15 protein-coding genes and 1 tRNA gene are annotated in these 26,780 nt (G+C 59.3%); 7 read left to right on the forward strand and 9 right to left on the reverse strand.

What is annotated here, in order from left to right; all coding sequences use genetic code 11:
• On the reverse strand, window positions 1-6,708 hold a 6,708-nt coding region (locus VJU77_08175; GenBank protein ID HKP03329.1), incomplete at its 3' end, for a hypothetical protein.
• 91 nt (window positions 6,709-6,799) lie between these two features.
• The gene (locus VJU77_08180) at window positions 6,800-13,207 is read right to left on the reverse strand and encodes a fibronectin type III domain-containing protein (GenBank protein HKP03330.1); all 6,408 of its coding nucleotides are present in this window, start codon (window positions 13,205-13,207) and stop codon (window positions 6,800-6,802) included.
• Window positions 13,208-13,590: 383 nt separating this feature from the next.
• Between VJU77_08180 and VJU77_08185 the strand changes: the two genes are divergently transcribed.
• The 5 genes from VJU77_08185 (at window position 13,591) to VJU77_08205 (ending at window position 21,129) form a co-directional block, all read left to right on the forward strand.
• Window positions 13,591-15,168: a glucose-6-phosphate isomerase gene (locus tag VJU77_08185; protein ID HKP03331.1), complete on the forward strand. Its 1,578-nt coding sequence runs from the start codon at window positions 13,591-13,593 to the stop codon at window positions 15,166-15,168.
• 78 nt (window positions 15,169-15,246) lie between these two features.
• On the forward strand, window positions 15,247-15,954 hold the full coding sequence (locus VJU77_08190; protein HKP03332.1) for an ATP-binding protein: 708 nt from the start codon (window positions 15,247-15,249) through the stop codon (window positions 15,952-15,954).
• Window positions 15,955-16,064: 110 nt separating this feature from the next.
• A complete protein-coding gene (locus VJU77_08195) occupies window positions 16,065-17,459 on the forward strand; it encodes a sigma-54 dependent transcriptional regulator (GenBank protein ID HKP03333.1) in 1,395 nt (464 codons plus the stop codon).
• An 89-nt stretch (window positions 17,460-17,548) separates the two neighbouring features.
• On the forward strand, window positions 17,549-20,329 hold the full coding sequence (gene glnD / locus VJU77_08200) for a [protein-PII] uridylyltransferase (protein HKP03334.1): 2,781 nt from the start codon (window positions 17,549-17,551) through the stop codon (window positions 20,327-20,329).
• A gap of 50 nt (window positions 20,330-20,379) precedes the next feature.
• Entirely contained in the window at window positions 20,380-21,129 is a 750-nt protein-coding gene (locus VJU77_08205; GenBank protein ID HKP03335.1) for a nucleotidyltransferase family protein, read from the forward strand.
• 75 nt (window positions 21,130-21,204) lie between these two features.
• Here the strand turns inward: VJU77_08205 and VJU77_08210 are convergent, their stop codons facing one another.
• The 4 genes from VJU77_08210 to VJU77_08225 all read right to left on the reverse strand — a co-directional run bounded on the left by VJU77_08210 (window position 21,205) and on the right by VJU77_08225 (window position 23,363).
• On the reverse strand, window positions 21,205-21,624 hold the full coding sequence (locus tag VJU77_08210) for a DUF5069 domain-containing protein (protein ID HKP03336.1): 420 nt from the start codon (window positions 21,622-21,624) through the stop codon (window positions 21,205-21,207).
• Between the two features lie 10 nt (window positions 21,625-21,634).
• Window positions 21,635-22,429 (reverse strand): polymer-forming cytoskeletal protein, encoded by a 795-nt coding sequence (locus tag VJU77_08215; protein ID HKP03337.1) that lies wholly within the window; start codon window positions 22,427-22,429, stop codon window positions 21,635-21,637.
• A gap of 91 nt (window positions 22,430-22,520) precedes the next feature.
• On the reverse strand, window positions 22,521-23,087 hold the full coding sequence (locus VJU77_08220) for a polymer-forming cytoskeletal protein (protein ID HKP03338.1): 567 nt from the start codon (window positions 23,085-23,087) through the stop codon (window positions 22,521-22,523).
• A gap of 203 nt (window positions 23,088-23,290) precedes the next feature.
• Window positions 23,291-23,363: transfer RNA gene (locus tag VJU77_08225), tRNA-Ile, on the reverse strand.
• A gap of 186 nt (window positions 23,364-23,549) precedes the next feature.
• Between VJU77_08225 and VJU77_08230 the strand changes: the two genes are divergently transcribed.
• Window positions 23,550-23,927 carry a hypothetical protein gene (locus VJU77_08230; GenBank protein ID HKP03339.1) on the forward strand — a complete coding sequence of 126 codons (378 nt, stop codon included), beginning with the start codon at window positions 23,550-23,552 and terminating at the stop codon, window positions 23,925-23,927.
• 92 nt (window positions 23,928-24,019) lie between these two features.
• On the opposite strand, the gene VJU77_08235 is transcribed toward VJU77_08230, so the two are convergent.
• Both VJU77_08235 and VJU77_08240 read right to left on the reverse strand, forming a co-directional pair.
• Window positions 24,020-24,415, reverse strand: a complete 396-nt coding sequence (locus tag VJU77_08235) for a hypothetical protein (GenBank protein ID HKP03340.1) — start codon at window positions 24,413-24,415, stop codon at window positions 24,020-24,022.
• A 162-nt stretch (window positions 24,416-24,577) separates the two neighbouring features.
• The gene (locus VJU77_08240; GenBank protein ID HKP03341.1) at window positions 24,578-24,745 is read right to left on the reverse strand and encodes a hypothetical protein; all 168 of its coding nucleotides are present in this window, start codon (window positions 24,743-24,745) and stop codon (window positions 24,578-24,580) included.
• A 202-nt stretch (window positions 24,746-24,947) separates the two neighbouring features.
• On the opposite strand from VJU77_08240, the gene VJU77_08245 reads away from it, so the two are divergent.
• A complete protein-coding gene (locus tag VJU77_08245; protein HKP03342.1) occupies window positions 24,948-25,127 on the forward strand; it encodes a hypothetical protein in 180 nt (59 codons plus the stop codon).
• Window positions 25,128-25,188: 61 nt separating this feature from the next.
• Here the strand turns inward: VJU77_08245 and VJU77_08250 are convergent, their stop codons facing one another.
• Window positions 25,189-26,751, reverse strand: a complete 1,563-nt coding sequence (locus VJU77_08250) for a trypsin-like peptidase domain-containing protein (protein ID HKP03343.1) — start codon at window positions 26,749-26,751, stop codon at window positions 25,189-25,191.
• Window positions 26,752-26,780: the final 29 nt, after the last annotated feature.

Below are 26,780 nucleotides of genomic sequence, written 5' to 3' on the forward strand. Positions count from 1 at the left end.
AGCACCGGGAGGCAGCGTCACGATGATGGCCGACTCCAGATCATTCGTCGGCGCCAACCCGGTGGCTTGAATCAGCGCTTCCTGGGTATCTCTCCAGTTGTTGTTCGTCACCGGGACGAAGCTGCCGGGCCCGTGCAGTTCTAGAGTCGGATCGGCCAGCAGCTCCGACGCCGGGAATCCGAAGTTCGTCAATGACGGTCCGATACCGCGGATGATCACTTTCTTGGGAGCGCTGCCTGTGATGATCAGACCGCCGATTCCTGCGTTATCTCCGGTATCCGCTCGCAGACGGGTGGACAGGTTGAGGGCCTGCGCCGCAGGGGTTGCCGTGGCGGTTGCGGTAGCTGTCGACGTTGGCGTAGCGGAAGCGCTTGCCGTCGCGCTCGCCGTTGCTGTCGCCGTAACAGTCGGCGTGGCCGTGACTACCGGCGTCATGGTCGCAGTAGCCGAGGCGGTTGGCGTGGCCGAGGCCGAAGGCGTGGCGGACGCTGTGGGTGTAGGCGTCGCGGTTGGGGTGACCGTCGGAGTTGGGGTTGGGGTTGGTGTCGTGCATGGGCCGTTTATGATTGAGAGGGTGTCAATGCGCCACCCTGGTGCGGCCGTGAACAGGTCCGTCCCCATCCGCCAGCGCAGTCTGATGGTTTGTCCACTTAGGTTGGGGCCCAAATTCACCACCGTGGTGATGTAACCCGCTGAATTTCCGCTCCATGCCATGCGCCCGGCCAACGGGTTGCTCGCGGTCCCATCGATCTCCCCGGTGTATCCTCCCGAAACAAAACTTCCGCCCACGGCCGGATCGGTCACCTCGATAAACGCGCCGCCATTGATATTAGGCGAAGCGACTTCCAGCACCCCTCCATCCCAGAAAACCCCGCTACTCATTTCCGTGTTGAAATTATTGCGGAACCTTAACTGAGTTGAAGGGGACGGAATGGTGATAGGCGGAGAAATGAGGAGCTTGTCGCTCACTCCGTTCTGGTCGTCGATGAAGGCATCGTTGGGCGCGGTATCAGGAGCGATCGTCGAAGTCACCCACAGTATCCCGTTCCCGGTGCCGCTCGTGCTCCAGCCCGGCGGCAGCGCCGGCGCCGTTACTCCATCAAAGTTCTGCGAGAAAAACGTGGTACCGCATGGGGTAGGCGTTGCCGTCGCCGTCGCAGTTGCTGTCGGACTTGCGCTCGCAGTGGCGGTTGCTGTTGGACTCGCGCTAGCCGTTGCGGTGGGAGTCGCCGTTACGACCGGTGTGGCTGTGGCCGTTGCCGTTGGTGTCGCCGTCACTACCGGCGTGGCTGTCGCCGTGGGCGTCGCCGTTACTACCGGCGTTGTTGTGGCCGTGGCTGTTGGGGTCGCTGTCACGGTAGCTGTCGGGGTCGAGGTGGCAGTTGCGGTGGCAGTCGGCGTAGCTGTTCCCGTTGGCGTTGCCGTGGCTGTCGCAGTCGGGGTAGCCGTGGCACTGGCGCTGGGCGTTGCTGTGGCAGTAGGCGAACCCGTAGCCGTTGGGGTCGCCGTCGATGTCGGAGTGGCTGTTGCTGTCGGCGTAGGCGTTCCACCCGCCGGTCCGCACGGAGTTAATGGTCCCACCGCAACCGTGTATTGCGTGCCGCCACGAGTGGTATCCGCCTTATTGTTTCCAGTCGCACCGGACCCCGCTGTCGTGAACGTGCTGCCGCGCAGACCCGTCAGAATTGAGCCCGCCCCAATCGCAGCATGCCCAACGGGCAAGACAGCGTTAAACTTACTCAACGCCACTTTGATGGTGATTGTCTTCGCTGTTTGATCAAAAAATCCACAGTCGGCCGCGCCCTGGTCTGTATAAGTGATCGAGCCATCAAAGTTTCGCTTCGCCGTGCCGTAAACGAAGGTTTGAACGCCGGTTGGATCAGTGGTGGCTCGGACAAAGAATCCATCGCCCCGGTCGGAAACACCGAAGGTATATTCGTTGGTCGGACTCAGGACTGAGTTCGGCGCGTTGGCTGCAAAAGTCATGCGCCAGTTCGAGCTCGGGGTGATTGCTGTCATGTCCGATACCTTCATGGTAGCCACCAGAAGCGGCGCGGGATTTACCGCGGACGTTGGCTCAGCCGAATACAGCACCGACAGGATGTCGAGCGGATCATCGACCGGCAGGACAGCAGTGCCTCCGGTTTCCGGGTTACCACCGAGCCGCACGTCCGCCCTAAAGTCGGTCACCTGAGAACCAATGATGCCGCCCACGCTGGCCGCCGTGGGCAATGGCTGGTTGGGCGGAGGAGGCAAAGAACTGCCCTCGACCGGGGTCGGAATGGCTGCCCCGGTGGCGCCGGGTCCGCTGATTTGACGGGCGACAAAAGCGTGGCCGCTCAGATCATTGTGATCGTCACAATAACCGATGACGGCGGCGCCGGTTGGATCGAAAGCGACCTGGAAGTAATCCGCCAGGTTACGATTCGGCGACATCCCGCCCACGACCAATCCAGCCTCGGAGATATTTGCTCCATGAATAACGTGATCGCTGGCTTCCGCTTGCCGGAAGATCGGGTTGCCCTTGACGTCGGTTCCCAGCGCGTAAAAGACGTGCCAATCGGCCGTATCGTCGCCGGTGGTAAGCTTATCACTCCCGTACCAAACCACGCCAATGGTCCCGGGCACCGGTCCAGTCGTCATCCAGGGGAAGACCGCTGTTTCAGTTTCAGGTCCGTCACTCACGCGAATCGCCGGGCTCCAAGTGTTAGCCTTGTCAGTCGAAAACTTAACGAAGACATCGTGGTCGTCTGAGTAACAAACATAGACAGTTCCATCACCGCCGACTTTGACCGTGAAGAAGAGGTGCGCCTTTCCGGTGCCCGCTGCGTCATGCGTCGTATAGGTGATGGGCGGTAACCCGGGCGCAGGTGGAATACCCACCGATACGCTCCCGTTGCTGCCGCTGATATAAACGGTGCCATCATTCTGGTCGACAGAGATCCCGCCCGCCTGTCCGACGGCCCCGGCAGTCGTCGCATTGCCATAGGTAAGTCCGCCGTCGATCGAGCGCTGAATTTGCGAGATCGCCGGCTCGAGAGTCCGATAAAATATGTAAACTGTGTTCGGGCCGAAAAACTCAAGCCATTGCCGGTCGTCCCCGGCTACTCCACCGGTAGCGGTGCCGCCGGGATTCGGAATGAACATCGCACCTCTATCGGTCGAGCGCTGGGTCGAGATGTTAGCGATCGCGAGACTGGAATAAGCCAGAATCGGCGGCGCATTCAGGACTTCAATTGTTTCGGTGTTAAAGCCGACCGCGATATCAACGTCACCGCCACCGTCTCCGCCCACGGTTCCATCACAAGGAGCGGGAGCCATGCACGGGTTTGTGATTTTATCCGGCTGACCGCGGTACTGAGGATTCCGCATGAACGGATCGTAGTTGCGGTTTGGAATAGAACTTCCAGGCGTGTTTGGATCCGGAACTGTCGGACGCAGGTCGAAATACCAGAGATCGGTGCCACCCGGGACGCCTCTAATCGCCGCGACGTAGCAGTTCCCAAACTTGTCGCAACGAACGCTCGGTTCGACATCCTGGCCGATATAGGGTGCGCGAGTCGTGTAGTTGGGGCTGAAGGTCATCCCACCATGGATGTAGGTGGCGCTGCCCGTTGTTGGAATCGGTATCGGCGTGCAGGCCCCGGACTTTGCCCTTACCGTGTAAGTTCCACTGCTGGTCGAATCTTCCCCGGTGAAAACCGCGCCGCCCAAATCCATCTGGGTCAGGCCGTTCACCGCCGTCAGGAGCGAGCCAGAAGTGGGGCTGCCCACTTTCGCCATGGCAATGGCAAGCCGGATATTTCCCTGCGTATCGAAAGAGCCGGACTCGAGTCCTCCCAGCGGAGTGATCAGATTGCCCGCCACCGTGCCATATTCGTAACTCACCTGGGAGTTATCGTCGGACTTCATGGCGACGTAGTACGTGATCGCGTTAAACGTCCAACGCACGTTCCAGATTTGGCTGGGCGGAATTGCGGCCAGGTTGGAATTGACCTTCAGGACAAAGACAAGGCGTTCGGAGTTAATGAACGTGTAATCCTCGCCTGCTGATACCGACACGATATCCACGTCTGCCGGATTAGTCGGTGGCGCGGGCGACGGCAGCGGGCCCTGGTCGTTGGTCGGATCGGTGAGTACGACGACAGGAGCATTCAAGCAATCGGGATCAGGGCCTGGCGTTGGCGTGGCGGTAGGCGTTCCTGTCGCAGTTGGCGTTGCCGTGGCTGTCCCAGCAGGAGTCGCTGTTGCTGTCGCGGTTGGGTTCGGGGTTGCCGTGGGAGTGACCGTCGGTGTGGGACTGCCACCGCCGCAAACAGTCGTGATGGTCACAGACCAGCCGCCCTGGATGCTGCCACCGTCAATGGCGGTATCGTCGTCAACGAACAAGCGCCAGGTCCCATTTGGATTTGTGCCATTGAATCCGGAGAGCACGTTAGCGTAAGGCGAGGCAGGAGCGGGCGGCGCAAAACTTGCCGGATGCGCATTGCTCAACGTGTTGATGGCGCCTTGCGTTGGTTTGTACGATCCCGTCACAATTGGCCCTTCGTCGGGCACCGAAAGGGTGGCAGCGTCATCGAAGGTCATGGTGACGCCGCTGAGCGAGAACCCGGTTCCTCCGCCCCCGGCGTCAGTCATCAGGCGCACTTTCGCTCCCGTGGGTCCCACCAGCAGCGCCCCGATGTCATCCGGGAAATTATGAGTAATCCCGGTGAGCTCCACGGTGACCTTGCTCACCGTCCCCGGGGCGACGAACGCGTTGATGGTTGAGGGATAGGGTGAGGCAGGGAGGTTGTCATTGATCGTGATCGTGCCCGGGTTCGAATACTTCACCGGCGTTCCACATGGTTGGGGAGTCCCGGAGGGGGTAGGCGTGGGAGTGGCCGTCGGTGTGGGAGTAGGCGTAGGCGTGGCCGTCGGGATCGGTGTCGCCGTGGGAGTTGGAGTAGGTGTCGCCACGAAGGGAACACACTGCGGGAATTTGAAACTTCCGATTCGGGTGTGCCATACTCCGAGCGCTTCGTCGACGGAGGCGTAGTATTCGGTCGTGTACCAAAACGTGCAGTCATCGGTAGGATCAACCGTTAAGCCGCTGTAATCGCCCCAGCGGCCAAAGCTCGGAGCGAATAATTCGCCGTGCTGAGGACCGCTCCCGGCAAACATTTGCGCTTCGCCCTGTCCAAGCGTGTTGATCGTATCGGTCGTCAGCCTGCCGGCATAGGCGATGGAGGGAAAAGAAGTAGCGGAGGAAGTGCTGTAGCCAATGGCAATGTCCCCTGAGCCATCCATGGCGATGCTCCCCATCCAGCGATGGAGCAGGTCTGTCGGCCCGGACGGCCCCCACGTGCTTTGCTGGAAAATCGAAGGAGTGCCGCCGGGGTTTCGCACCTCGTACCAACGCGGCCCCATTTGCATCGTCGTGCTGTCCGCAACCACCGTGTGATTGAGGACAAGTGATTCGTGATCGCCAAAATTTCGGTAAACCAGCCGTGCCATCAGGCGATCCCCGATCGGATCCAATTGAAACGGGTCTCCCTGCTGCGGGACACATCCCGCGCTGTAGTTGACGCAATTCGGTCGCACAAAATCAGCGATCGGGGTAATCGTGTTGGGCTGCCCGTTAATTCCAAATGTCGAATTCGCTGGGTTCGCCCAGTCCACGTGAAACTTCCAAATTCGCAACGCCGCATTCGGTGGTAAATCCGTGGCGGTGTCCACTTCCGCGAAATAATTGGGCGCCCCTGCGGGTGGCAACGTCGGGCCGTCAACGTTCGCGGGGAGATGCCCACCGAAGGCAGGGTTGGCAGTGTTAAGATCGAAATAGACCATCTGGGCCGGCAGACCCGCGAGCATCTTCGCCCGCTCGAAGGCAAACGCACCGGCCCCGATATAATTGTCCGGATCGAATTGATGGGTGCTCATGTAGTAGGCGTCGGGCCACAACCCGAAGTGGGGATAGTCTTGAAACTTTTCCGGCGTCGGCGGGTTGAGCAGAAAGTCGTAGATGAAATACTGCCCCGTCGCATCGGGTGTCTTCGAAATCGCGATGCATTCGTGATAACCGACTGTGCCGCCGGGGACCGCGAACTGGCTTAGAACCCAGCGGTCCGCGATGCGATCGTAAACTACGACCGGGTCGCCGTTATTATTGTTCGCGCAGGCGGTCCCGGGCAGCCCGGCGAACAGGCTGTTGATTTGCGCGGGACCGGCCAGGCGAATCCCCGCCTTCGAGTAAACCGAGAAGGAGGCATTTACCATCTGGACGTACTGGCTGGGACCTACCGCGCCGTTCGTGTCGGGCGGAATGCAGCCGTCGCACGCTTCGCCCGAATTCAAGCCTTCGAACGTCGCCAGCGGAGCAGGCATGGCCAGGGGTGCTTCTGGTTCCGGAGCAAGCACCCGCTGCAACACAGGATCCACAAATTTTGAAGGAACCTCGCGGTCGGGGCGAATTTTCCGCAGCCCATCTTCCCGCTCAATCAAGCGCGGAGCTGAGGCTCGACCGGTCGGCAAATCACGCACCGCGGGCGAGACGCTGTTGAGAAGGGACTTGCTCACCACCGGTTTAAAAGAACTCGGCGTCGCAGGACGGCTAGGCGGCGGGGTCGGTGCGGCCATGAGTGCCAGTAACACTCCACCGAAAAAAAGGATGAAGGCCAGAAAGGCCCGAGGAGTAAAGAAACCGGATTCAGGGTTTTTCTTTTGCATAGAGGTTTTCTTTCTTCATTAGCAACTGCGCGCATTGATAGCGGATTCCGCGACGACCGCTTCCGTCGCGGATTGACCGCAACGAGTTTGCCTAAGGTCCGTCACCGCGATCATAAACTTCTACGAGCCCAACGCCGTTAGTAGCGCCGGCTCCGGCAAGGATAGCTGTGTAAAGGCCCGGCGGCAGGGTCGCCGCGATGGCGGACTCCTTCCCGTTGGAGGGCGCTAACCCGGCAGCCGTTATCTCGGCGGCCTGAGCCGGATCATCCGCCCAGTCATTGTTCGATTTCAGAAGCGTCCCATTTTGGTCGCGAAGCTCCAGCGTAGGATCCTGCAACGGGTTCGAGATTCCGAATTGGCTCAGGCTCGGCCCAAGGCCACGGACCACCACGCGATCGTCACCCGCCCCGTTACCCAGGATAAACCCGGCAATCACCACGTTGTTGCCCGTGCGAACAAAGGCACGGGTGCTGAGGTTGCCGAGCTTGGACGCTGCCGCCACGTCGAGATCGTAGACTTCAACCAGGCCCACCCCCACCCCAGCTCCGTTACCACGCACGACCGCTGTGTAAGCGCCAGGCGGCAATACTGCGATGATCGCCGACTCCAGAATATTCGTCGGCGCCAACCCGCTGGCTTCGATCTCCGTTTGCTGAGTATCTCTCCAGTTGTTGTTCGTGAGCGTAATGAAGGCGCCGGGACCATGCACCTCCAGGGTCGGATCGGCCAGCAACTCAGACGCCGGGAAGCCGAACGTCGTCAAGGAGGGTCCGATCGCTCGGATAATCACCTTTTTCGGAGCGCTTCCGGTAATGATAAGGCCACCGATTCCGGCGTTATCACCCGTATCCACTCTCATACGGGTGGACAAATTGAGCGGCTGCGACGCGGGTGTGGCCGTGGCGGTCGCAGTTGGTGCAACCGTTGCGGTCGCCGTTGGAGTAGCCGTCACGATCGGCGTGGCTGTAGCGGTCGCCGTTGGAGTAGCCGTTACGATCGGCGTGGCTGTCGCCGTGGGAGTGGCCGTCACTATCGGCGTGGCTGTAGCGGTCGCCGTCGGAGTAGCCGTTACGATCGGCGTGGCAGTGGCCGTGGGCGTGGCCGTCACTATCGGCGTGGCGGTCGCGCTTGCCGTCGGCGTAGGCGTTACAATCGGCGTAGCTGTGGCGGTTGCCGTTGGCGTCGCCGTTACGATCGGCGTGGCGGTCGCGGTCGCCGTCGGAGTGGCCGTTACGATCGGCGTTGCTGTGGCAGTGGCCGTGGGCGTGGCCGTCACTATCGGCGTCGCTGTCGCGCTTGCCGTCGGCGTAGGCGTTACAATCGGCGTCGCTGTGGCGGTGGCCGTTGGCGTAGCCGTCACTATCGGCGTCGCTGTCGCAGTTGCCGTCGGAGTCGCCGTTACGATCGGCGGCGCTGTGGCGGTTGCCGTTGGCGTAGCCGTCACTATCGGCGTCGCTGTCGCAGTTGCCGTCGGAGTCGCCGTTACGATCGGTGTCGCTGTGGCAGTGGCCGTGGGCGTGGCCGTCACTATCGGCGTCGCTGTCGCAGTTGGTGTAGACGTCGCTGTAGCTGTTGCGGTCGCTGTCGGAGTAGCCGTTGCGGTCGCAGTGGCAGTCGCCGTTGGGGTTGGGGTTGCCGTTGGTGTAGGAGTAGGCGTCCCACCCGTGGGCCCGCAGGCAACGTTTCCGACCACGGTATATACTCCGTCGCCAGACGAGTCTATGGCCGTTCCTCTCCCGATCGGCTGGTTGGGAGGACCGGCAACGTTTCTCGCGCTGACCAGATTGAAGACGTCTCCTGGTCCGGGGTTCCCGACGGCGCTATTTGCAACCGTGATGACGATAAAGCCGTCCGGAGTGAACGAGCCAGTGATCAACGGAGATGGATCGAGAGACGTTCCCTGGACCACAGGCTCATTGCCCGAGGAGGTAACCACGCCATAATCGAAACTCACCACAGCTCCGTTGGAACTCATGCCGACGTAATACCGATCAGCACCCGCCGGTAACGGCGCGGTCGGTGGAGTCCACACGATCCTCCATTGCCGGCCCGGGAGAATCGTACTGAGGTCAGCGACCTTCAGCGTAAAGACGAGTTTGTTTGGGCCGCCATTCTGGAATGGCTCTGAAATCGAAACGGACTGGGCGTCGAGGTCGGCATTTATTGTTGGCGCGCCAATCTGATCGCCCGTTGGATCCGTCGAAACGAGGAAGCCGGACGCGCTGCACGGATTAGTCGGAGGCGGAGCGCCGATGGGAAATTCTCCACAGCTCGACCCCTCGCCGATGGCATTGACAGCCGTTACCTTATACAAATAAGCGGTGGCCGGGTCAGCCGTCGTGTCATAATAGGAGGTCGTCCCCGCAGGCAGCATTATCGGAGCACCGAATGCACCGCTCGTCGTCCGGCGATAAACGTTGTAACCGATGATCGGCGAACCGCCGTGGTCGGGCTCTGACCAATTAACATGGACGACATTAGCGGCATCGCGGTAAACGCTATCCACGCGCGGTGGCGCGGGAGGCACCGGCTCCGGTGGATTTGGATCGAACGCCGAGAACAAACGTTTCCCGCCAGACTGCCGCGCGATCGACGCTCGCGCGGTATAGGAGTTCGGGTGCGCACCGGTGGGATTGGTGACACATGCGTCCACGCAGCCGTCCGGATAACCCACGAGAGTGCGCCCTTGCGCATCCACGGTTTCGTCCATGAAGTCGAGCAGATTGCGATCATTCGGAGTCCGCATGCAAGCGGTCGTCCCCAAATTGCAAATCGAGCCGCGCTGGACGGGATCGTTCGGGGTGGCGTCGACCGTGGTCCAGGTCAAACCGGCATCGAAAGTCGTCGCGATGTACAGATGCCACGGCGCACTCTGGTTGAAGGTGGCCTGGTTGGTATAGTCACCGGGCACAGTCGTGCCGAAGAACGCATACGCCGCGCGGTTGTCGTCCCCGCCAACAACTTCCGGGAAGGTTGAGTTCACAATCCCCAAGGCAGTGCCGACATCCTGGTCGCTCGTCCAGGTATCGCCCTTGTCGTGCGAGACGGCGATGTGCGCGTGACTGTCCGAAGCCTGATAGCCGAGATAAATCGTGTTACTTGGCTGACCGCCCGGCTTACCGACATCGTTGTCGCCAATGCCAACCGAAGGATCAACCAGGAAGCCGGTCGTGCTGCTCGTCGGCACGGGTTTCACCGCCCAGGTAAGACCGTTGTCGTTGGAGACAACCACGGCAGCCTTGCCGTTACAGCTGCGATTCGGCACATAAACCGTTCCATCCCGCGCCACCTTGACGTGGCCGTGAATCCCGGTGCACTGAGTGGCGTCGTAGATAGGAATACCGGCGCCAAAAGTTACGCCGCCGTCATCGCTGCGCGCGCAAAATGAAGCCGCGACGTCCTGCGAACAATAATAGACCGCGTTCGGATAAGTGGGATGAGGTGGTGGCGGAGGGACGGCGCCCCCGTTATACGGCCCCGCCCCAATCGTCTGGTGATCGACTCCCGATGGGATTCCCCCGCCCTGGCTCGGCAGATACGATCCGCCATCGTTATCGGTGAAGAACGTCGTGCTGTCTTGTCCTGTGAGTTGCGAGACAAAAGTGCGGTCGGGCGAGGTGTCGCCCGGCACGCGCATGTGATCGGTAAACAGGATTGGATCGAGCGACGCGGCCGCGGGCACATTGGTGTTCGTCCAGGTATCCCTCGCCGGCGATGAGCAGTCATCAAAGCCAACCCGGATTGAACTGAAGGACGCCAGATACATCGCGTTCCCGGTTATCCAGTCAGTGCCGAGAGAGGGTTCGCCTCCGTTAAAATTGTTCGTTGATGGTGGAACGTAGTTCTGAAAGCGAGGAATAGCTGTCGCTGTCCCTGGCGTCGGCGTGGGCGAAGGCGTGGGAGTTGGGGTCGGATTGGGGTTGCAGGACTGGTTGCTCCGAATGGTGAACGGGTTGCCGCCACGATTGATTGTCGAGATCGGCGTCCCGGTCGTAGACGGCATTCCATCGAGGATAGCGGTGACTACTCCGCCTGCCGTTTGAGCTACCGCCCCGTTCCAGTTCGTGAGGGTATGGCTGCCCCCTGCCGGCACTCCAATATTGACCGGCTTGACAATGATAGTGATTGTCCCGTCCGGATTGAAGTTACTGCCCGCTTCCGCCGGGGTGGACGAAGTGACAAAACGGCCATCCACCTGTCCACCGTTGGCCGCTCCCGCGAGATAACTCTCGAAAGTCGCCGCACCCGCTGCATCGACGACCATTCTCACACCGTAAACAGTGCCCGCCGCTGCCGGTGCTCCATCAACCGTGAAAGACGAATAGTAGAAGGAGCTAGGTGTCAGAACGCTGAGCGACTGCACCTTGATCGTGAAATAGAGTTTATCGGGACCGGAACCGGTGAACGGATAAGCCACCGCTGTGCTGATAATGTCGTGGTTCGCCTGAGCGTCCGTGGCATCGTTCGTCCCGCTATCGGTAACGACTACGACGCCCGGTGGCGTGCAAGCCGGATTCGGCGTGCCGGTTGGCGTGGCTGTGGCCGTAGCCGTAGCAGTTACGGTAGGGGTGGCTGTCGGAGTTGACGTCGCTGTCGGCGTTGGAGTCGGGCTGGCTCCCGGGGGGTCGAAAGCGGCGAATAGCCGGCGCCCCGTCAACTGGCGAACGATAGCCGCTTTGTTCGCGCGACCGGCGTAGTCGTTCGCCACGCCGCATGTCGAAGCCACACAGCCATCGGCATAGGCCGCGATGCTGCGACCTTCGCTGTCGACACTAATGTCGTTGAAGTCGAGCAGGTTTCTGTCATCGCCGCAGAGAATTCCTCCGAGGCAGATGGATCCCTTTTGAACTGGATCGCCTTCGGTCGCATTGACGGTTACCCAGTGCGCGCCCCGGTCATAGGTGGTGGCAATGTAAAAGTTCCAGATGCCTTGGAACGTCGCTTGGTCCTGGTAGTTCCCGCCGGTGGTGCTTCCGAGAAAACCGAACGCCGCTCGATCTCCGTCTCCGGCAACAACGGCTGGAAAGACCGCGCTCTTGATCCGGCAAGGAGCGTAGTGGTCGCCGGGTGGGCAACCGACTGGCGTCCCCACCTCATAGTCGTTTATCCACGCAGCCCCGTGATTGGTTGAGACTGCAATGTGTGGGCGGCCGTCTCCGTTCACGTAGCCGAGATAGACCGTGTTATCACTTCCGATCCCGACGGAGGGATCCCCACTTCCCACGCTGTTGGGAACAGTGTAGTCAACCCAGGTCAGGCCGTTGTCTAGCGAGACAGCCATGCCCTGACTTCCGCTCCCCGCGCTGCACGACGAGTTCGGAACATACACCGTCCCGTCGGGGCCCACTTTTACGTGACCGTGAATTCCGCCATAACATTCGACGGGATTAAACATGTCGACCCCCGGGCCGAACGTCAGGCCTCCGTCGTCGCTTCTCGAACATTCCGCTCCCCCGGCGACGTTTTGCGAGCAATAGTAGACCGCATTTTGATACAATGGGTGCGGCGGTGGCGGCGGAACTGCGGATGCATTGTAAGGACCGGTTCCGAGTGTTTCATGATCAGGACCCCACGGTGGTCCCCCAGCCGCAAATGCAGTCCAAGTCGTGCCGTCATCATCGGAATAGGCCGCATTGCTGCCGGCACCGGCTAGCTCGAGCCCGAAAACGCGACCCGTTTGGTGATCGACAAAGCCAATTGGATCGAGCCCGGGCAAAACAGGGCTGTTCACGTCTTCCCAAAGAGAGATAGGCGGAGAAAACGCATCGTCGAAACTAACCCGCAGCTGTTGGGTGCCTGCCGTGAAGAAGACAACTCCTCCCGTGTTGACCAAATCGTGCTTGAGCGATGGGACGCGCGGCAGCCAGTCGACGCCGATCGAGGGCTCGCCCGCACTATTTCCAAGCGCAGGGGGAGAGATATGATTCGAAAAGGCAGGAGGAACTCCAGGCTCGACTGGCGCTACGGGAGGAAATGGCACAAGGCTGACTGACCCCGTAATGCTCAGGCCTTGGGGGTTGAACGGGACTATGCGGATCGTGTAAAGGCCGTTTGTCGCCGGGATGAGAACGACGTCCGGTTGCACGTACGTCTGATTCCCAAGGCTCTTGGCGATAAGACTGCCGGTCGCGGTCGTTCCCGCGAAGACATAGAGGTCGAACTGCGCCTCACCGAGCTCAGGCCAGCCCACCTCAATCCGAATGTATTTGCTCGCCGTCGTCGCCGCACCGAGCCCGGAGACCGTGAGCGCGTACTCGTCACAGGGTTGCGCGGGGGGATTGCAGTCCGGAGTTCCGTCCACCTGGGAAGAGGGATTGGCTATGAGATAAGGTCCGCCGGTGAAGGCAAGCGGTCCGCTCGATTCGGTCAGCACCCCGTTGTTTGGAGTCGTATCGGCAAAACCAATTAGCGCCAAAAAAACGCTCGCGCTGCAAAGAAGGATGGAAAATAAAATCCGCGCACAAAAAATGCCGGATTCAGACGAGGATTTTTTCTTCATGGGATCTTTCCGGTTAGGCCGGCGGAGGCTTCGACCAATCCATCCCCTCGCCTCTTTCCCTTAATGCGACTGAAGAACGCATGAAGTAGCGCTGATCGATTCCAAAACGGAGTGCTTTCGCATGGTTTCTCCTTAACGCGGGGACGACTTAGCCTAGTTCGGAGAACAGGGGGGCAATCGGATGCCAATTTTTTGCGGGACCGCCAATCGGGAGTCGCAGAAAGAGTGAACACACGAGGGAAAGCGCGCTCGGACATGACGCAAATGTAATCTCCAGGCTGAGTCGACTTTTCCCAAAAACGCAGGCTCTCGCTCGCCTCAAGGCGTCTTCAGCGGGAACAATCGTGTTCCACTCGCCTTTCCCTTTCTGTTAGAAGATCGGCATGGCTTCGTCATCTCTTTGGCCGCGTTTCCAAAAGTACTTTTTGCGTTACGACGATCTCGATATCTCCATCGACATCAGCCGCATGCGTTTCGCCGATGACTTTTTTTCCAGAATCCAGCCCCGGGTGGAAAAAGCGTTTGCCGCGATGCGGGAACTCGAGGCCGGCGCGATCGCGAACCCGGATGAGCAACGAATGGTCGGCCACTATTGGCTGCGAGATGCAAAACTCGCTCCGACGCCAGAGCTCCGAACCGATATCGAGGAAACGAACGCGCGCATAAAGCAATTCGCCACCGACATCCACGCGGGGAAGATCGCCCCGCAAAAAAGCGACCGGTTCAAACATGTTTTGTTAGTCGGTATCGGCGGCTCCGCTCTCGGCCCGCAATTCCTGGCCGACGCCCTGGGTGAAATGACGGATCCGATGAACATCCATTTTCTCGATAACACGGATCCGGATGGGTTTGATCGTGTCTTCAGTCGCATTGGTCACCACGTGGCCCACACCCTCACGGTGGCCATCTCAAAATCCGGCGGTACCAAGGAGACTCGCAATGGGATGCTTGAGGCCGGGGCGTTCTACGAGAAGGCGGGACTCGATTTCGGCAAGCATGCGGTCGCCGTCACCGGGATTGGCAGCGAGCTCGACGACCACGCCAAGGCGAACGGATGGCTGGCGCGTTTTCCAATGCATGACTGGGTCGGCGGCCGGACCTCGATCATGAGCGCGGTGGGTTTGGTGCCGGCCGCTCTCGAAGGCTTCGATATCGATGCCTTTCTTGGTGGCGCTGCGGCTATGGACGCGAAAACTCGCGTGGCCGATGCCGCTCAAAACGCCGCCATGCTCCTGGCCTTGATGTGGCATTACGCAGGAAATGGCCGCGGCGAAAAGGATATGGTGGTCCTGCCTTACAAGGACCGGCTCATGTTGTTCAGCAAATACCTGCAACAACTGGTGATGGAGTCGCTAGGCAAGGAAAAGGATCTCGACGGCAAGGTCGTCCACCAGGGGATTGCCGTATACGGGAACAAAGGTTCGACCGATCAGCACGCTTACGTGCAGCAGCTGCGCGATGGCGTGCTGAATTTCTTCGTTACGTTTATCGAGGTCCGGAAGGATCGGGCGACGCCCCGGTTCGAAGTGGAGAAGGGCGTCACCAGCGGTGATTACCTCCAGGGATTTTTGCGCGGGACCCGCGCCGCCCTTTACGAAAATGACCGCGAATCGATCACAATCTCAATCCCCGAAGTAAGCGCTTTTACGGTCGGCGCGCTGATTGCCCTGTACGAGCGGGCGGTCGGCTTTTATGCCACGCTGGTCAATATCAACGCCTACCATCAGCCGGGAGTTGAAGCCGGGAAAAAAGCGGCGACTCGGGTGCTCCAACTCCAGAGTCGCGTCGAAAAGAGTTTAAGCAGCGGGTCCGGGAAGACGGCGGAAGAAATCGCCGGTGAGCTGGACGCTGATGCGGAAGATGTCTTTCACATCCTCCGGCACCTCGTGGCAAACGACCCGGCCATTCATGTTTCCGGCGGGACTGCAATTGCCGATCAGAAGTTTTCCCGTACCCCATAGGAGAGGCCATCCACACCATAATATTGTTGTTTGTTGGCGCTGCTCGTCGGCTTTGCTACGTTTCGTTTCCGTTTTGCCATGGCTGAATCCGTGGAATCAAATCCAGCTCCCGGCTCCGACCTCCAAGTGGCGATGCCGGACGTCGTCCGATTCATCCGCCAACTGGCGCACGATCTCCGTAACGACTTGAACGCCGCAGAATTGCAATCGACGTATTTGATTGAGATCGCGGAGAACGACGAAGTCAAAGAAGAGGTCAAACGCCTGCGCGGAATGATTGCGCAACTCAGCCTGCATCTCCAGGGCGTTACCACCGCGCTGGGCCAGGTGAAGCTTAATCCGATATCCTACCACGCCGGGGAGTTCATCGAGGATCTGCGCCAAAAGCTGGACGCCACGTATCCCGACCACAGCGCAAGAATTGAATGGAGCGTGGCCGCGGAAAAGACGGAGCTCCAAATCGATCCCCAATTCCTGTTGCCCGCCGTCATCGAGTTGTTCGCGAATGCCTTTCGACACGACCCAGCGGATGGCGCCATCGCCGTGGAAGCGCGCGAGGAAAACGGTCGTTTCGTCCTCACCATCCGCGAACCGAAACGCAGCTTCCAGCGGCCGACCGAAAACTGGGGCCGGGAACCGTTTCGCACGATCGGCCAGGGCCATTATGGGCTCGGTCTTCATCGCACCCGGGTCATCGTCGAGGCCCACCATGGACAACTGACGGCACGATTTGATCCGACGGCTTCCTCCCTGGTTAGCACGGTCTCGCTTCCGGCCGGCCAATAGCCAACGAGCGATCCGCAATTTCCGTGAATGAAAACATGTGTGCGCACGTCGATTGCTCTTCCTGTTTATGTTTCCCGCCCTGACAATGACGACCCCGACGCCGCCAATCCATGACCGCTGAAAATCGACGCATTCTGATCATCGACGACGAGCGTCCGATTCTCCTCACTCTCGAGGCCCTTCTCGGCCGCCACGGTTACCAGACGCAGACAGCTGCCAACGCTTCCTTCGGGATGCGCGCGCTAAAGGAAAATCCTCCCGCGGTTCTATTGCTCGATCTGCAGCTGCCCGATGCCGATGGTTTGGAGACGCTGGAGCAGGTAAAAAGCGAATACCCCGACACGCAGGTGATTATCCTCACCGCCCACGATTCGCTTAATAACGCCATCGAATCGATCAAACGCGGCGCCTACCATTTTATCAGCAAGCCGTACGCGCCCGAGGAGCTCCTCAGCCTGATCGAAAAGGCTCTCGAGAAACAATCGCTGCTCCGCGAGACCGAACAGCTTCGGAAAAAAACGAAACAGCTGGAGAAGCGGCTCGAAATTGCGGAGACCCGCCTGGCGCCGGTGATGAAGAGCAAATCGATGCAGGAGATCGAGGAATTGATCGACGCGATGGCGCCTTCGGAAGCGAACGTCCTCATTACCGGCGAGAGCGGCGTGGGCAAGGAAGTGATCGCGAATTTCATCCACAGTCGCAGCCGTCGCGCCGACAAACTGATGATCAAACTGAACTGTGCGGCTTTTCCCCAGGCCATGATCGAATCGGAACTCTTCGGCTACGTGAAAGGCGCCTTCACCGGCGCGACGAACGATTTTCCGGGGATGATTGCGGCGGCAGCCGGCAGCACCCTGTTTCTCGACGAGATTTCCGAAATGCCGGCGGAATTACAGACTCGTTTTCTCCGCGTGCTCCAGGAACGGGAGTACCGTTCCCTCGGCAGCACGAAAACGGTAAAAGCGGATTTCCGGGTGATCGCGGCCACGAACCGCCCGATTGCGAGTGCGCTGGCGGAGAATCGTTTGCGGTCGGATCTCTATTATCGCCTGAACACCTTCCAGATCGAGATCCCGCCTTTGCGCGAACGAAAGGAAGATATTCCGCCCCTGGTCTCCAACTTTTTGAAACAATTCGCCCGGGAATTGAACAAGCCTGAGCCGGAGATCGCGCCCGAAGCGTTCCAAAAGCTGCTCGATTACGCCTGGCCGGGAAACGTGCGGGAATTGCAAAACGCGATGGAATACGCCGTGGTTCTCGCCCGCAAGGAGAAGATCACCGTGAAAGAATTACCCGCGGAGGTCCAGTTGCCGGCGGCGCTTCAGCAGGCGGAGCGACACAGCAATGGTGTGAGTGGCGGGCAGAATCTCGACGATCTCGAGCGCAACGCCATTATCCAGGCCCTGGCCCAATGCCACGGAAACAAGAAGAAGGCCGCCCAGATTCTCGGCATCCAGCGTCCGACGCTTTACAACAAGATGAAGCGCTACGCGATCGAGCTGTGAGCATTGCAGATTTCAGATTGTAGAATTCAGATTGAGCCGAAGTCCGCTGGCGCAATCGACATTCTGCAATCTGAAATCTACAATCTGAAGTGCCCGCTTCTCGCCATCTCGGAAAAGTCCTGGCGCATGCCGAGCGTGAGCTGGCCCGCGTCCGGACGATGCGGCCCCCTGAATCGCTCCCGCTCTACCAGAAATTCCTGAAGATCGAGGAGCATCGCCTTCGCTTGCGCCATCAATACGGAGGCGGTGGCCGGGAAATTTGCGGGCTTCGGGTCGAACTTATCGATGTTTTGTTGCGCCATATTTTTGCCGCGGCGGTGAACTTTGCCGAAAAAGCCAAGGGGGCGTCCCCTCGCCCGCTCACGGTCATGGCCCTCGGCGGTTATGGCCGTCGCGAGCTCAATCCCTTCAGCGACGTGGACATCATGTTTCTCCACGGCAACAAGCGCGGCGGAATTTCTCCCTACGTCGAACATGTGGTCGAACAAATCCTTTACCTCCTCTGGGACGTCGGCTTCAAGGTCGGGCACTCGACTCGCTCCATTCCCGAGGCGATCCAACTGGCGAACACGGATATGCTGACCAAAACCGCGATGCTTGAATCGCGGCTGCTCGCCGGGACCCCGGAGCTGGTCCGAAAGTTTCGCGCCGCCTTTCGAGCGAACTGCGTGCGGGGTCACGAACGGGAATACGTCGAGTTGCGCATGCAAGACCAGGCCACCCGGCACGCTAAATTCGGCAACAGCGTTTACGTGCAGGAGCCGAACATCAAGAGCGGCTGCGGCGGTTTGCGTGACTATCAAAATCTTCTTTGGATGAGCTATTTCAAGGAGGGCGCGCTGACCACGACTCACCTTGTCGGCAAGGATTGGCTCAGCGAGCCGGACCGGCGCCGGATCGAAGCCGCCTACGATTTTCTTCTTCGCCTTCGCACTGATCTGCACTACGCGACCGGCCGCGCCACGGACACGCTCCACTTCACCATCCAGGACCAGATCGCGCAGCGGCTCCGTTATCCGCAAAAGCGAGGCTCGCTCCGGAACGAAGCCTTGATGAAGGATTACTACGAGCACACTCGAAACATTTTTCGGGTGACGGAACGAATCACGGAACTGTTCGCGAGCGGACGCTCCTCCCGGACAACGCGCTCGCTCTTCAGCTTTTTGCCCCGCCTCAAAACCCGGCCGGAACGGCTGGGCCATTTTCGCATTCACCAGGGCCAGCTCTTCGCGCAGCATTTAGACGTTTTCGAGAAGAACCCGCCCGCCATGATGGAGGTGTTCCGGATTGCCCAGGAACGCCACCTCGATCTCAGCCCGGATCTCTCCGATCTTTTTACCCGAAATCTCGGGCTCGTTACCGGCAATTATCGAAATGACCGCGGCCCCCAGGAAATGTTCAAGGCGATCATGTCGCGCAAAGGCGAAGTCGGCCGGGTCTTGCGCATGATGCATCGCGTGGATTTTCTGGGTCGATACGTCCCGGAGTTCGGTCAGCTCACCTGCCTGGTGCAACACGAGTTCTTTCATCGCTACACAGCAGACGAACACACCCTGGTCTGCATCGACAAGCTCGATCAGGTCATCCAGACCGAGAATCCGAAGCTCCGGGCCTACCGGCAATTATTTCAAAAATTAGAAGACCCGTTTGTCCTTTACCTGGCGCTGCTTTTGCACGACACCGGCCGGGGGGTCCAGGCCCGCCCGCATTCCGAGGCCAGCGCGCTCTTTGCCCAGGGCGTCTCGGTGCGTTTTCGGCTTTCTTCGGCTCAACGGCGCAGCCTCGTCCTGCTGGTCGATCATCACCTCACCCTCTCGAACATGGCCCAGCAAAGAAACCTCGATGACCCGGAGACGGCGGTGGAATTTGCCGGGATCGTGCGGGACCAGAAAAATCTCGACGCGTTAATGCTTCTCACTCTCGCCGATGGGCAGGGCACCAGCGCGGACGCCTGGTCGGACTGGAAGGAAACGCTCGTCTGGCATCTTTATCACGCCACTTCGCAATATCTTTCCGACCAGGAGACCTTTTACGAACAAACCAAGATCGAGCGGGAACGGTTGCAGAGGAATCTCACGGAAAAATTGGGCGACGAATACGCCGAGGAGATCGAGGCGCATTTCGAGTTCATGCCGGACAATTACTTCCGCGCCTTTGAAGTCGAGGAGATCACCTCCCACCTGAAACTTTTCCGCCACTTTTTGGAAAGCCTTTATCTCCGCGACGAGCCTCCTCTGGCGCCGGCGGTGGCCTGGCAGGCCTTTCCGCAGCAGGGGCACAGCATCGCCACCTTTTGCACCTGGGATGGCCAGGAGCTCCTCGCCAAGATCGCGGGTTCGTTTGCCGTCGTTCCGCTCAATATTCTCAGCGCGGATATTTACACTCGCGGCGATAACGTGGTGCTCGACATCTTTCGGGTTTGCGATCCGAAATTTCAAGCCGTGACCGACCGGAGGGACCAGGCCCAGGTGGAATCGGTTTTGCGCCAGGCGGTGGCGGACGCGAATTTCGACTTCGCTCCGCTGCTTGATCAAGCCCGCGGCAGAATTCCGAAACGCGGCGGACCGGGCATGGATTTCCCGACGCGCATTACCATCGAAAGCAAAACCCACCCCGCTTACACGCTGGTTCAAATCCAGACCCCCGACCGGCTTGGGTTGCTTTATGAGTTGGTCTCGGCCTTTGGGGAAGAACACGTTTCGATCGCCCTTTCCCGGATCAGCACCGAAAAAGGCGCGGCGATCGATACCTTTTACGTCGCGGACCGGGTAACGCGCGGCAAGATCACCGATTCGTCCCGGATCGCCGCCCTGCTGGAACGACTCCAGCGGGCGGCTGTCGGCAAAACCGCTTTGGCAAAAGGAACATAAATCCCGCTAGCCGGGGTCCTCTTTCCGTTTAGTTTCCCGTTTCTCTGCCGATGAATGCCCTGATTCTTGCCGCCGGTTACGCCACCCGCCTCTATCCATTGACTCAAAACAAGGCGAAACCGCTTCTCGAGGTCGCCGGGAAACCAATGATCGATTGGGTCTTGGATAACCTCGCACCGATTTCGGAACTGGAGCGCGTCTATGTCGTCACCAACCACAAATTCGTGAAAGACTTCCGAAGCTGGGCCGAGAGCTATAGCCAAAAGAAACCGCGCTTCGACATCCAGATCATCGACGATGGATCGACGAGCGACGACGATAAGCTGGGCGCGATCGGCGATATTTGCCTCGCGGTGAGTCGCCACGATTTGGCGAGCGACGACCTGATCGTTGTCGCAGGCGATAATCTTTTCAGCGAATCGTTGGCGGAATTTGCCGCGGCCGCGAAAAACTCGGAAGCGATGTTGGCGACGTACGACGTCGGCGACCTCGAAGCGATGAAGAAATACGCGAGCATCACGACCGATGGTGAGGGCGTGATCACGGAGTTCGAAGAAAAGCCGCCGGAACCGAAGAACACGATGGCGGGTATCGCCCTCTATTATTTTGCCCGTGACGTCGTCCCGCTCTTCACGACTTACATCGCCGCCGGGAACAATCCGGATCAGCCGGGCCGGTTCATTCAATGGCTTTACCAGCGGAAACCGGTGAAGACATTCCAGATCAAAGGCACCTGGTTCGATATCGGGAGCAAGGACACGCTGGAAGAGGCGAACCAGATCTTCGCCAAGTTTCGGTAGGGACGGCGCGCTGCGCCGTCCGCCGTTCCTAGCGTCCACCCGCCGGACGCCGCAGCGCGGCGTCCCTACCAACCCTTACTTCAACCGTCCCTCATCAAACTCGATGAGGTCGAAGTAGGTCTTGATATCCTTGCGCCCAGCGCCGCCGGATTCTTTCAGGAAATGGATGAACCGCGCTTTCTTTTCCGCGGTGTCGGGATGGCGCGCCATCATCGTCTCGTTCCAATGCTCGATGGCCTCCGCCGAATGCTTCGCGCCATTCTTTTTCACCCACTCGAGAATCTTCTCGTCGTCGTCGAGCTCGTTCGCGATTTCTTCGAAGGCATCCCCCTTTATCTTAAGGAAGGCGAGCAAGTGCTTGTCGAAGCCGACGGTCTTGTAGTTGTAACCGTCGAGCAACCCCTTGCGATGGAGCCTGGCTTTGTCGATCAGACGCGGCAAATGCACATAACCGCCGAGCCGATCGTAGGGACTGCGTGGACGCAGTTTTTGCATTCAGCCCGAGCTAGGTCGCGGGCACAGGGTGCGGCACTGCCACCGGCTCGGGCTCTTCCGGCGCCGCGGTGGCGGGCGAGCTGGTCTCGGGAAGCAACTCCGCCTGGGTGAGTCCCGCGCTGCCGATAATCAATTGGCCGCTGAAAATTCCACCCTTTTCCACGGAGATCGATCTCGCGGTGACGTTCCCATCCAGAAGCGCGTTGCGGTGAATGACAACCGTTCCTTCCGCGATGATTTCCCCGGTCATCCGGCCGCGAATCTCAATGCTCTTTACGCGAATGCGACGAAAGAAATGGACGTCGGATTTGCGCTCGATCAAAACATGTTGCGCCGTCAGCCGCCCGGGAATCTTGCCGACGAAATCGATCGTGGCCGTGCCGATGCAATTCATGTTGCCGCGCATCTTCCCTTCGATCAGCGCCGAGCGACAGGTCACGCCGGTGCTGCTGAGATCGCCCTTGGCCGTGATATGGATTTCGCCCTGGGTTTTGATCGAGCGGCTGAAACTCGTCGTGACCTTATAATTGCGCAGGTCGATGTGCGTGCTGCACTTCGGGCAAAAGGTCGAGCTGGCGGCGGAGCTGATCTCCTGTTTCGCCTTGCACTCGAAACATTCGATTTCCGAATTGTGATGCTTGTTCCAGAAGCCCTCGATCTTGTGGAAGAGCGAAGAATCAGAGGCGGCCGCGGCCTCGACGGGTTCCTCCTTGGGACGGAGCCTTATCTCCTGTTTGGGGCTGGCCGGCGCGAAATGTGAGCCGCACTGGCGGCACATCGTGCTCTTGGCCGCCGCATACTCCATCTGCTTAAAGCCACAGTGTGGACACTCCACACTGACTTTTGCAGGAGACGGCTTTGCCACGGTTGGCGCTTGGCGGAGGGTGGCTGCTGCTTTAGACTCGTGCGCCAAAGGCCGACTTTGCCGGAGCTGCCGGCTCTTCGTTCCGGACAATCTCTGGCCGCGCCGGAGGAGTGGACGCCTTGCTGGCGCCGCTGCTGGTGACCTCGGATTTTCCGATGAAAGTAGCGCCTTCCTCGATGACGAGGCGCGCGGCTTTCAGGTCGCCCTGGAGCGTGCAACGCGATTTGAGCTCGCAACGCTCACCCACCGTAATGTTGCCCTGGACCTTGCCGTAAACGGTGATCGACTTCGTTTTGATTTCGCCCTGGATGTTCGCGTTTTCACCGATGGTCAGGACGCCATCCGAATTGATTTCGCCTTCCACTTTGCCGTCGATGAGGAGTTCCTTTTGAAATTTAATCGAGCCTTTGATCTCGACGTCGCTTGAGAGAATGTCTTTGCCAGAATGTTCAGCCATATATTTTTTTGGATCGATTGTTGGTGATGCTGCCCTTTGTTCTTCGCGTTGCGCGAGCCCGTTGTTCTCCTCAGTGCCCGCGCTTAACGATCCTTCTCCGATCGACGACATGGGCTTTTGCGGAATGAATTTCTTCAGCATCGGGCGGCATTATGGTAATACCGGATGTCTCTGTCAATTGATTAGCGAGGAAATCCTCCCTTTTTCGGAGAAATTATTCGGCGAAACGAGTTCGCGAGATCGTTTTCGGGCCACCTAAAAGAATACCAGCCCGCCTTCGTCCCGCAGGCGCGGGACTCCGGCGTGGCAGCCCCGTTTTGCCGCCAGGGCGCCAAAGCGAAGGCTGGGCCCACCAGGATTCGAACCTGGGACCAAGGGATTATGAGTCCCCTGCTCTAACCGCTGAGCTATAGGCCCTCGTCGGCCTCGAATAAATCATGACCGGGGCTGATCACCAATCGCGAATGTGGCTACCGGACGCAACCCCACCGAGAACTCTGCTAGGCAAGCCTCGTAATTAATCAGTAGAGGGCCGCTCTGTTCAGGGGCCCCAGTAAAGAGCGGCAAGGGCAGATAAAACCCCACAAGAAAGAATCAATGATCATGAAACCAAAATCCATTTGGCGCACCATTGGTGCGTCGCTCACAGCGCTCACGCTGATTGCATTCCCTACTTCCTCCGTCCTGGCGGACCAGGTCGAGATACCGGAGTTTACGCAGACCGGTCACCATCCAAATACTATTTATCTCTCGATAACCACCGCAACCAGCGGAGCAATAATCTTTTATACAAGGAGCCTGTGGCCGTATGGCCCTCCCCCTTACCCGACACACAACGGCTCGACGCCGATTAATTGCCAGGTGTATTACGGGCCCCTGGGAGTTGGGAATGGTCAGTTGTCGTATTTCATGGCAGTCGCCTATAAAGAGGGCATGACCGATTCCGGTGATTACTGGGAGGTAGACAACACGGGGCTCTGACCCGGAAGTTCCGCCTTCACACGATAGCGATTGCCGGAGAATGACCCCCGCCTGAGTAAAGCACGGACAAATTGTTCCGGCCGGACTGCGCTCTACAGATGCGTTCCGGTTTGCGGCGCAGGACGCGGCGCAAGATTGCGCTCACGTTCGGCCGCTTTCGTTGCAGCAGAGTCAGCTGGGGTTGGAGGCGCCGATTTCTTCTTCACCGAGTCCAGCTGAGCCTGCGTGGGTGGCTTCGGCGGAGGTTTGTGGGTCTGCGTTCCGGTCCGGATCACCGAACCATTGACGTATTTGTACCCATCGGAGTGCACCCAGGTACCGTTCGTCAGTGTCCAGCCTGCGACCAAGGGGGCCGCGGGAGTCACGTTGGAAGCTGCTGAGGTTTTTGTGTTATGGGACTTTTTCTTTTTTGCCGGCGGCTCCGCGTGCAGGGTGACCAGCGAGGCGATGCTGCTGAGGGCGATAACGAAGAAAATTTTTCGGATCATATCGGATTAATAATTTGCGTTCCGTTCCGGGGAGAATCTCGGACGGGGCGATCGCGATTGGCCGAAACATATCCTCTTATTCGCAGGAAAAGGCAAACCGAAGCTCCTCCTTTTTTGGTAACATTTTTTCCCGGTACCCGCCGCTACACCAGAGGCCAACCGTTACGGCCCCCACCACGGATTTGATTGCGCAGGATTCTCGGTGGTCAGGACAACGATGACCCGGACGATGACGCTGAGAACAAATCCGACGACAAAGCTAAACCCAGCCGCATATCTCATCGACCGCTCGGTCAGATCAAAGATCCCGGGTGGTTTGTCTTTGTGCACGATTGCAATCTGGATGGGTCATGGTCGCGCGCAAGGGGAAGGCGCGAGATGATCCGCCAAAAGCGTTTCCTTATCTGTTTGCGATTGACACGGAACGCGGTTGGCAACCATCCGCGCACCCCGTTTCCGAGCAGCTCGCGGGTTCGCTAAAATGAATTACACCGCTTCCGTCAGCGATCATTTCAAAAGCCCAAAGTGGATGATGAATACGCTCCTGGCCGGCGTCTGCGTGTTCATTCCTTTGATAGGGCAAATTGTGATCAAGGGCTGGCTGATCACCGGCTTTTGGGGACGCGACGACCAAAGAGCCGAATCTTTCGGCGGCGCATTCCGCTTGCGGACGGCGCAGCGCACCGTCCCTGCCAGCGCAGCAAAATCTTGACGGCTTAAAGCCGTCAAGATGACCGCCGGACAGGAGTCCCCGCCGTTTTCCGTCAACCACCTTACTTCTTGGGCGCCTGCCTGATGGCGGTGTCGAGTAACTGCTGGGCCTTGTCCTGCCCGCTCTCGAATTCCCAGATGTCCTTGTCGAAAATGTATTGCGCCGGCGTCGCGAAGTTCACGTTCTGCACGTTCGTGATCCGCGATTGCAACGTCACGATGCCGCCGAGCGAGCCGCCCCGGCAGAGAATCAAGGGCCCGCCGCTGTTTCCGGGACTCACCGGCGTGGAAGTCCGGATCAGGGTCTGATCCTTTATCTTGTCGAAACGCGATACGATTCCCGACGTGATGCTCAACCCTTCGCCGAGCGCGTTCCCGATGGCGATGCAGCATTCGCCTTCCTTGATGTGGTCCAGGAAACGAACCGGAAACTGGTTCGGCGTCCATTTCCCTTCCAGCCGAACCAACAGCAAGGCGAGATCGACTTCGTTCTTCGCCCTCGCCACCACCTCGACATCGGCAAAATCCTTGTCGTGGGCAAAACGAACCCCGCACTTGTAATCGCCCGTCATGTTCTCGCCTGGATCGACAACGTGCCAGTTGGTGGCGACGAGGCCATACTCGGCGTCGTTATAAATCAGCACGCCGGTGCCGTTGGCGCCGTTGTCCTTTTTGATATTCAACGCCTTCTTTTCTTTCCAGGTCGCGCGCACTTCGAGAACGGAGGATTTATACATGTCGCGCAACTCGTCGGCCGAATAAACGTGATCGGTAGTTTGCGAGACGACGGGTGCGACAACCGGCGGCTGTTGCACCGTGGGACCGGGCGCGAGCGTCGGGATCGTGCTCGTGTCCGGCTTGGAAAGCCAATAGGCCACGCCGCCGAACAGGGTAAGAAAGAGAGCGGCCAACAGGGGCAACCCAGACATCAACCGCTCTCTCTTAAACGTCGTATGGACGTATCGGATTTGCGGGTAAGCGGAGAACGCGATCCAAGCCACGAGATACGCGGCCCAAATCACCCAGACGAGCCGGTCTCGTGAGTAAAACAACAGTCCGATGACGACGAAGCCTATCCAGAACCACGGCGCCGCCACCATCGCGCGGCGGCGGCGATTCATGCGCAGCCAGTTTCGCCAGATGATGAATCCTCCGAACGCCGGCGAGAGAAAGATGCTGCCGAGGATCGCGACGTACGGGTTCCAAATCTTTTCGCCCTCCGGCACCTCATGCGCGGCGGCGGTCGCGGTTGGCGTTGCCGGAAAAACGGTTGGCAAGGCCGGCGGAACGACCGCGCGAACTGGCGCTGGCGCCGCCTCGGCCACCGGCATGGACGGGAGCGGCGGTGGACCCGAACGCCGCACTTCGGCGGGCTTCGCCTCGACCGGCGCCGCCGAAGATGCTGGCGGCACTTCTTTTACGGCATCGCTGGGGGTGCTGCTCACCGGCTCGACCTTTGCCGCCGCCAATGAAGCCAGGAATTCGCGGAGCGGTTTCCACAGCGCTTTCTCCTGGTCCCAGGCGAGATCGTTTTCGCTCAGGCTGCCGTCCGCGATCTTACCGCGAATGACTGACTCGGTAAAACGGCCGGCGTACTCTCCGTTGCGATGGACCCAGATCTCCATGTCGCCTTTCTAGCCAAGGCGACACGTTT

It is taken from the genome of Chthoniobacterales bacterium (assembly GCA_035274845.1).
Taxonomy (GTDB): Bacteria; Verrucomicrobiota; Verrucomicrobiia; order Chthoniobacterales; family UBA10450; genus AV80.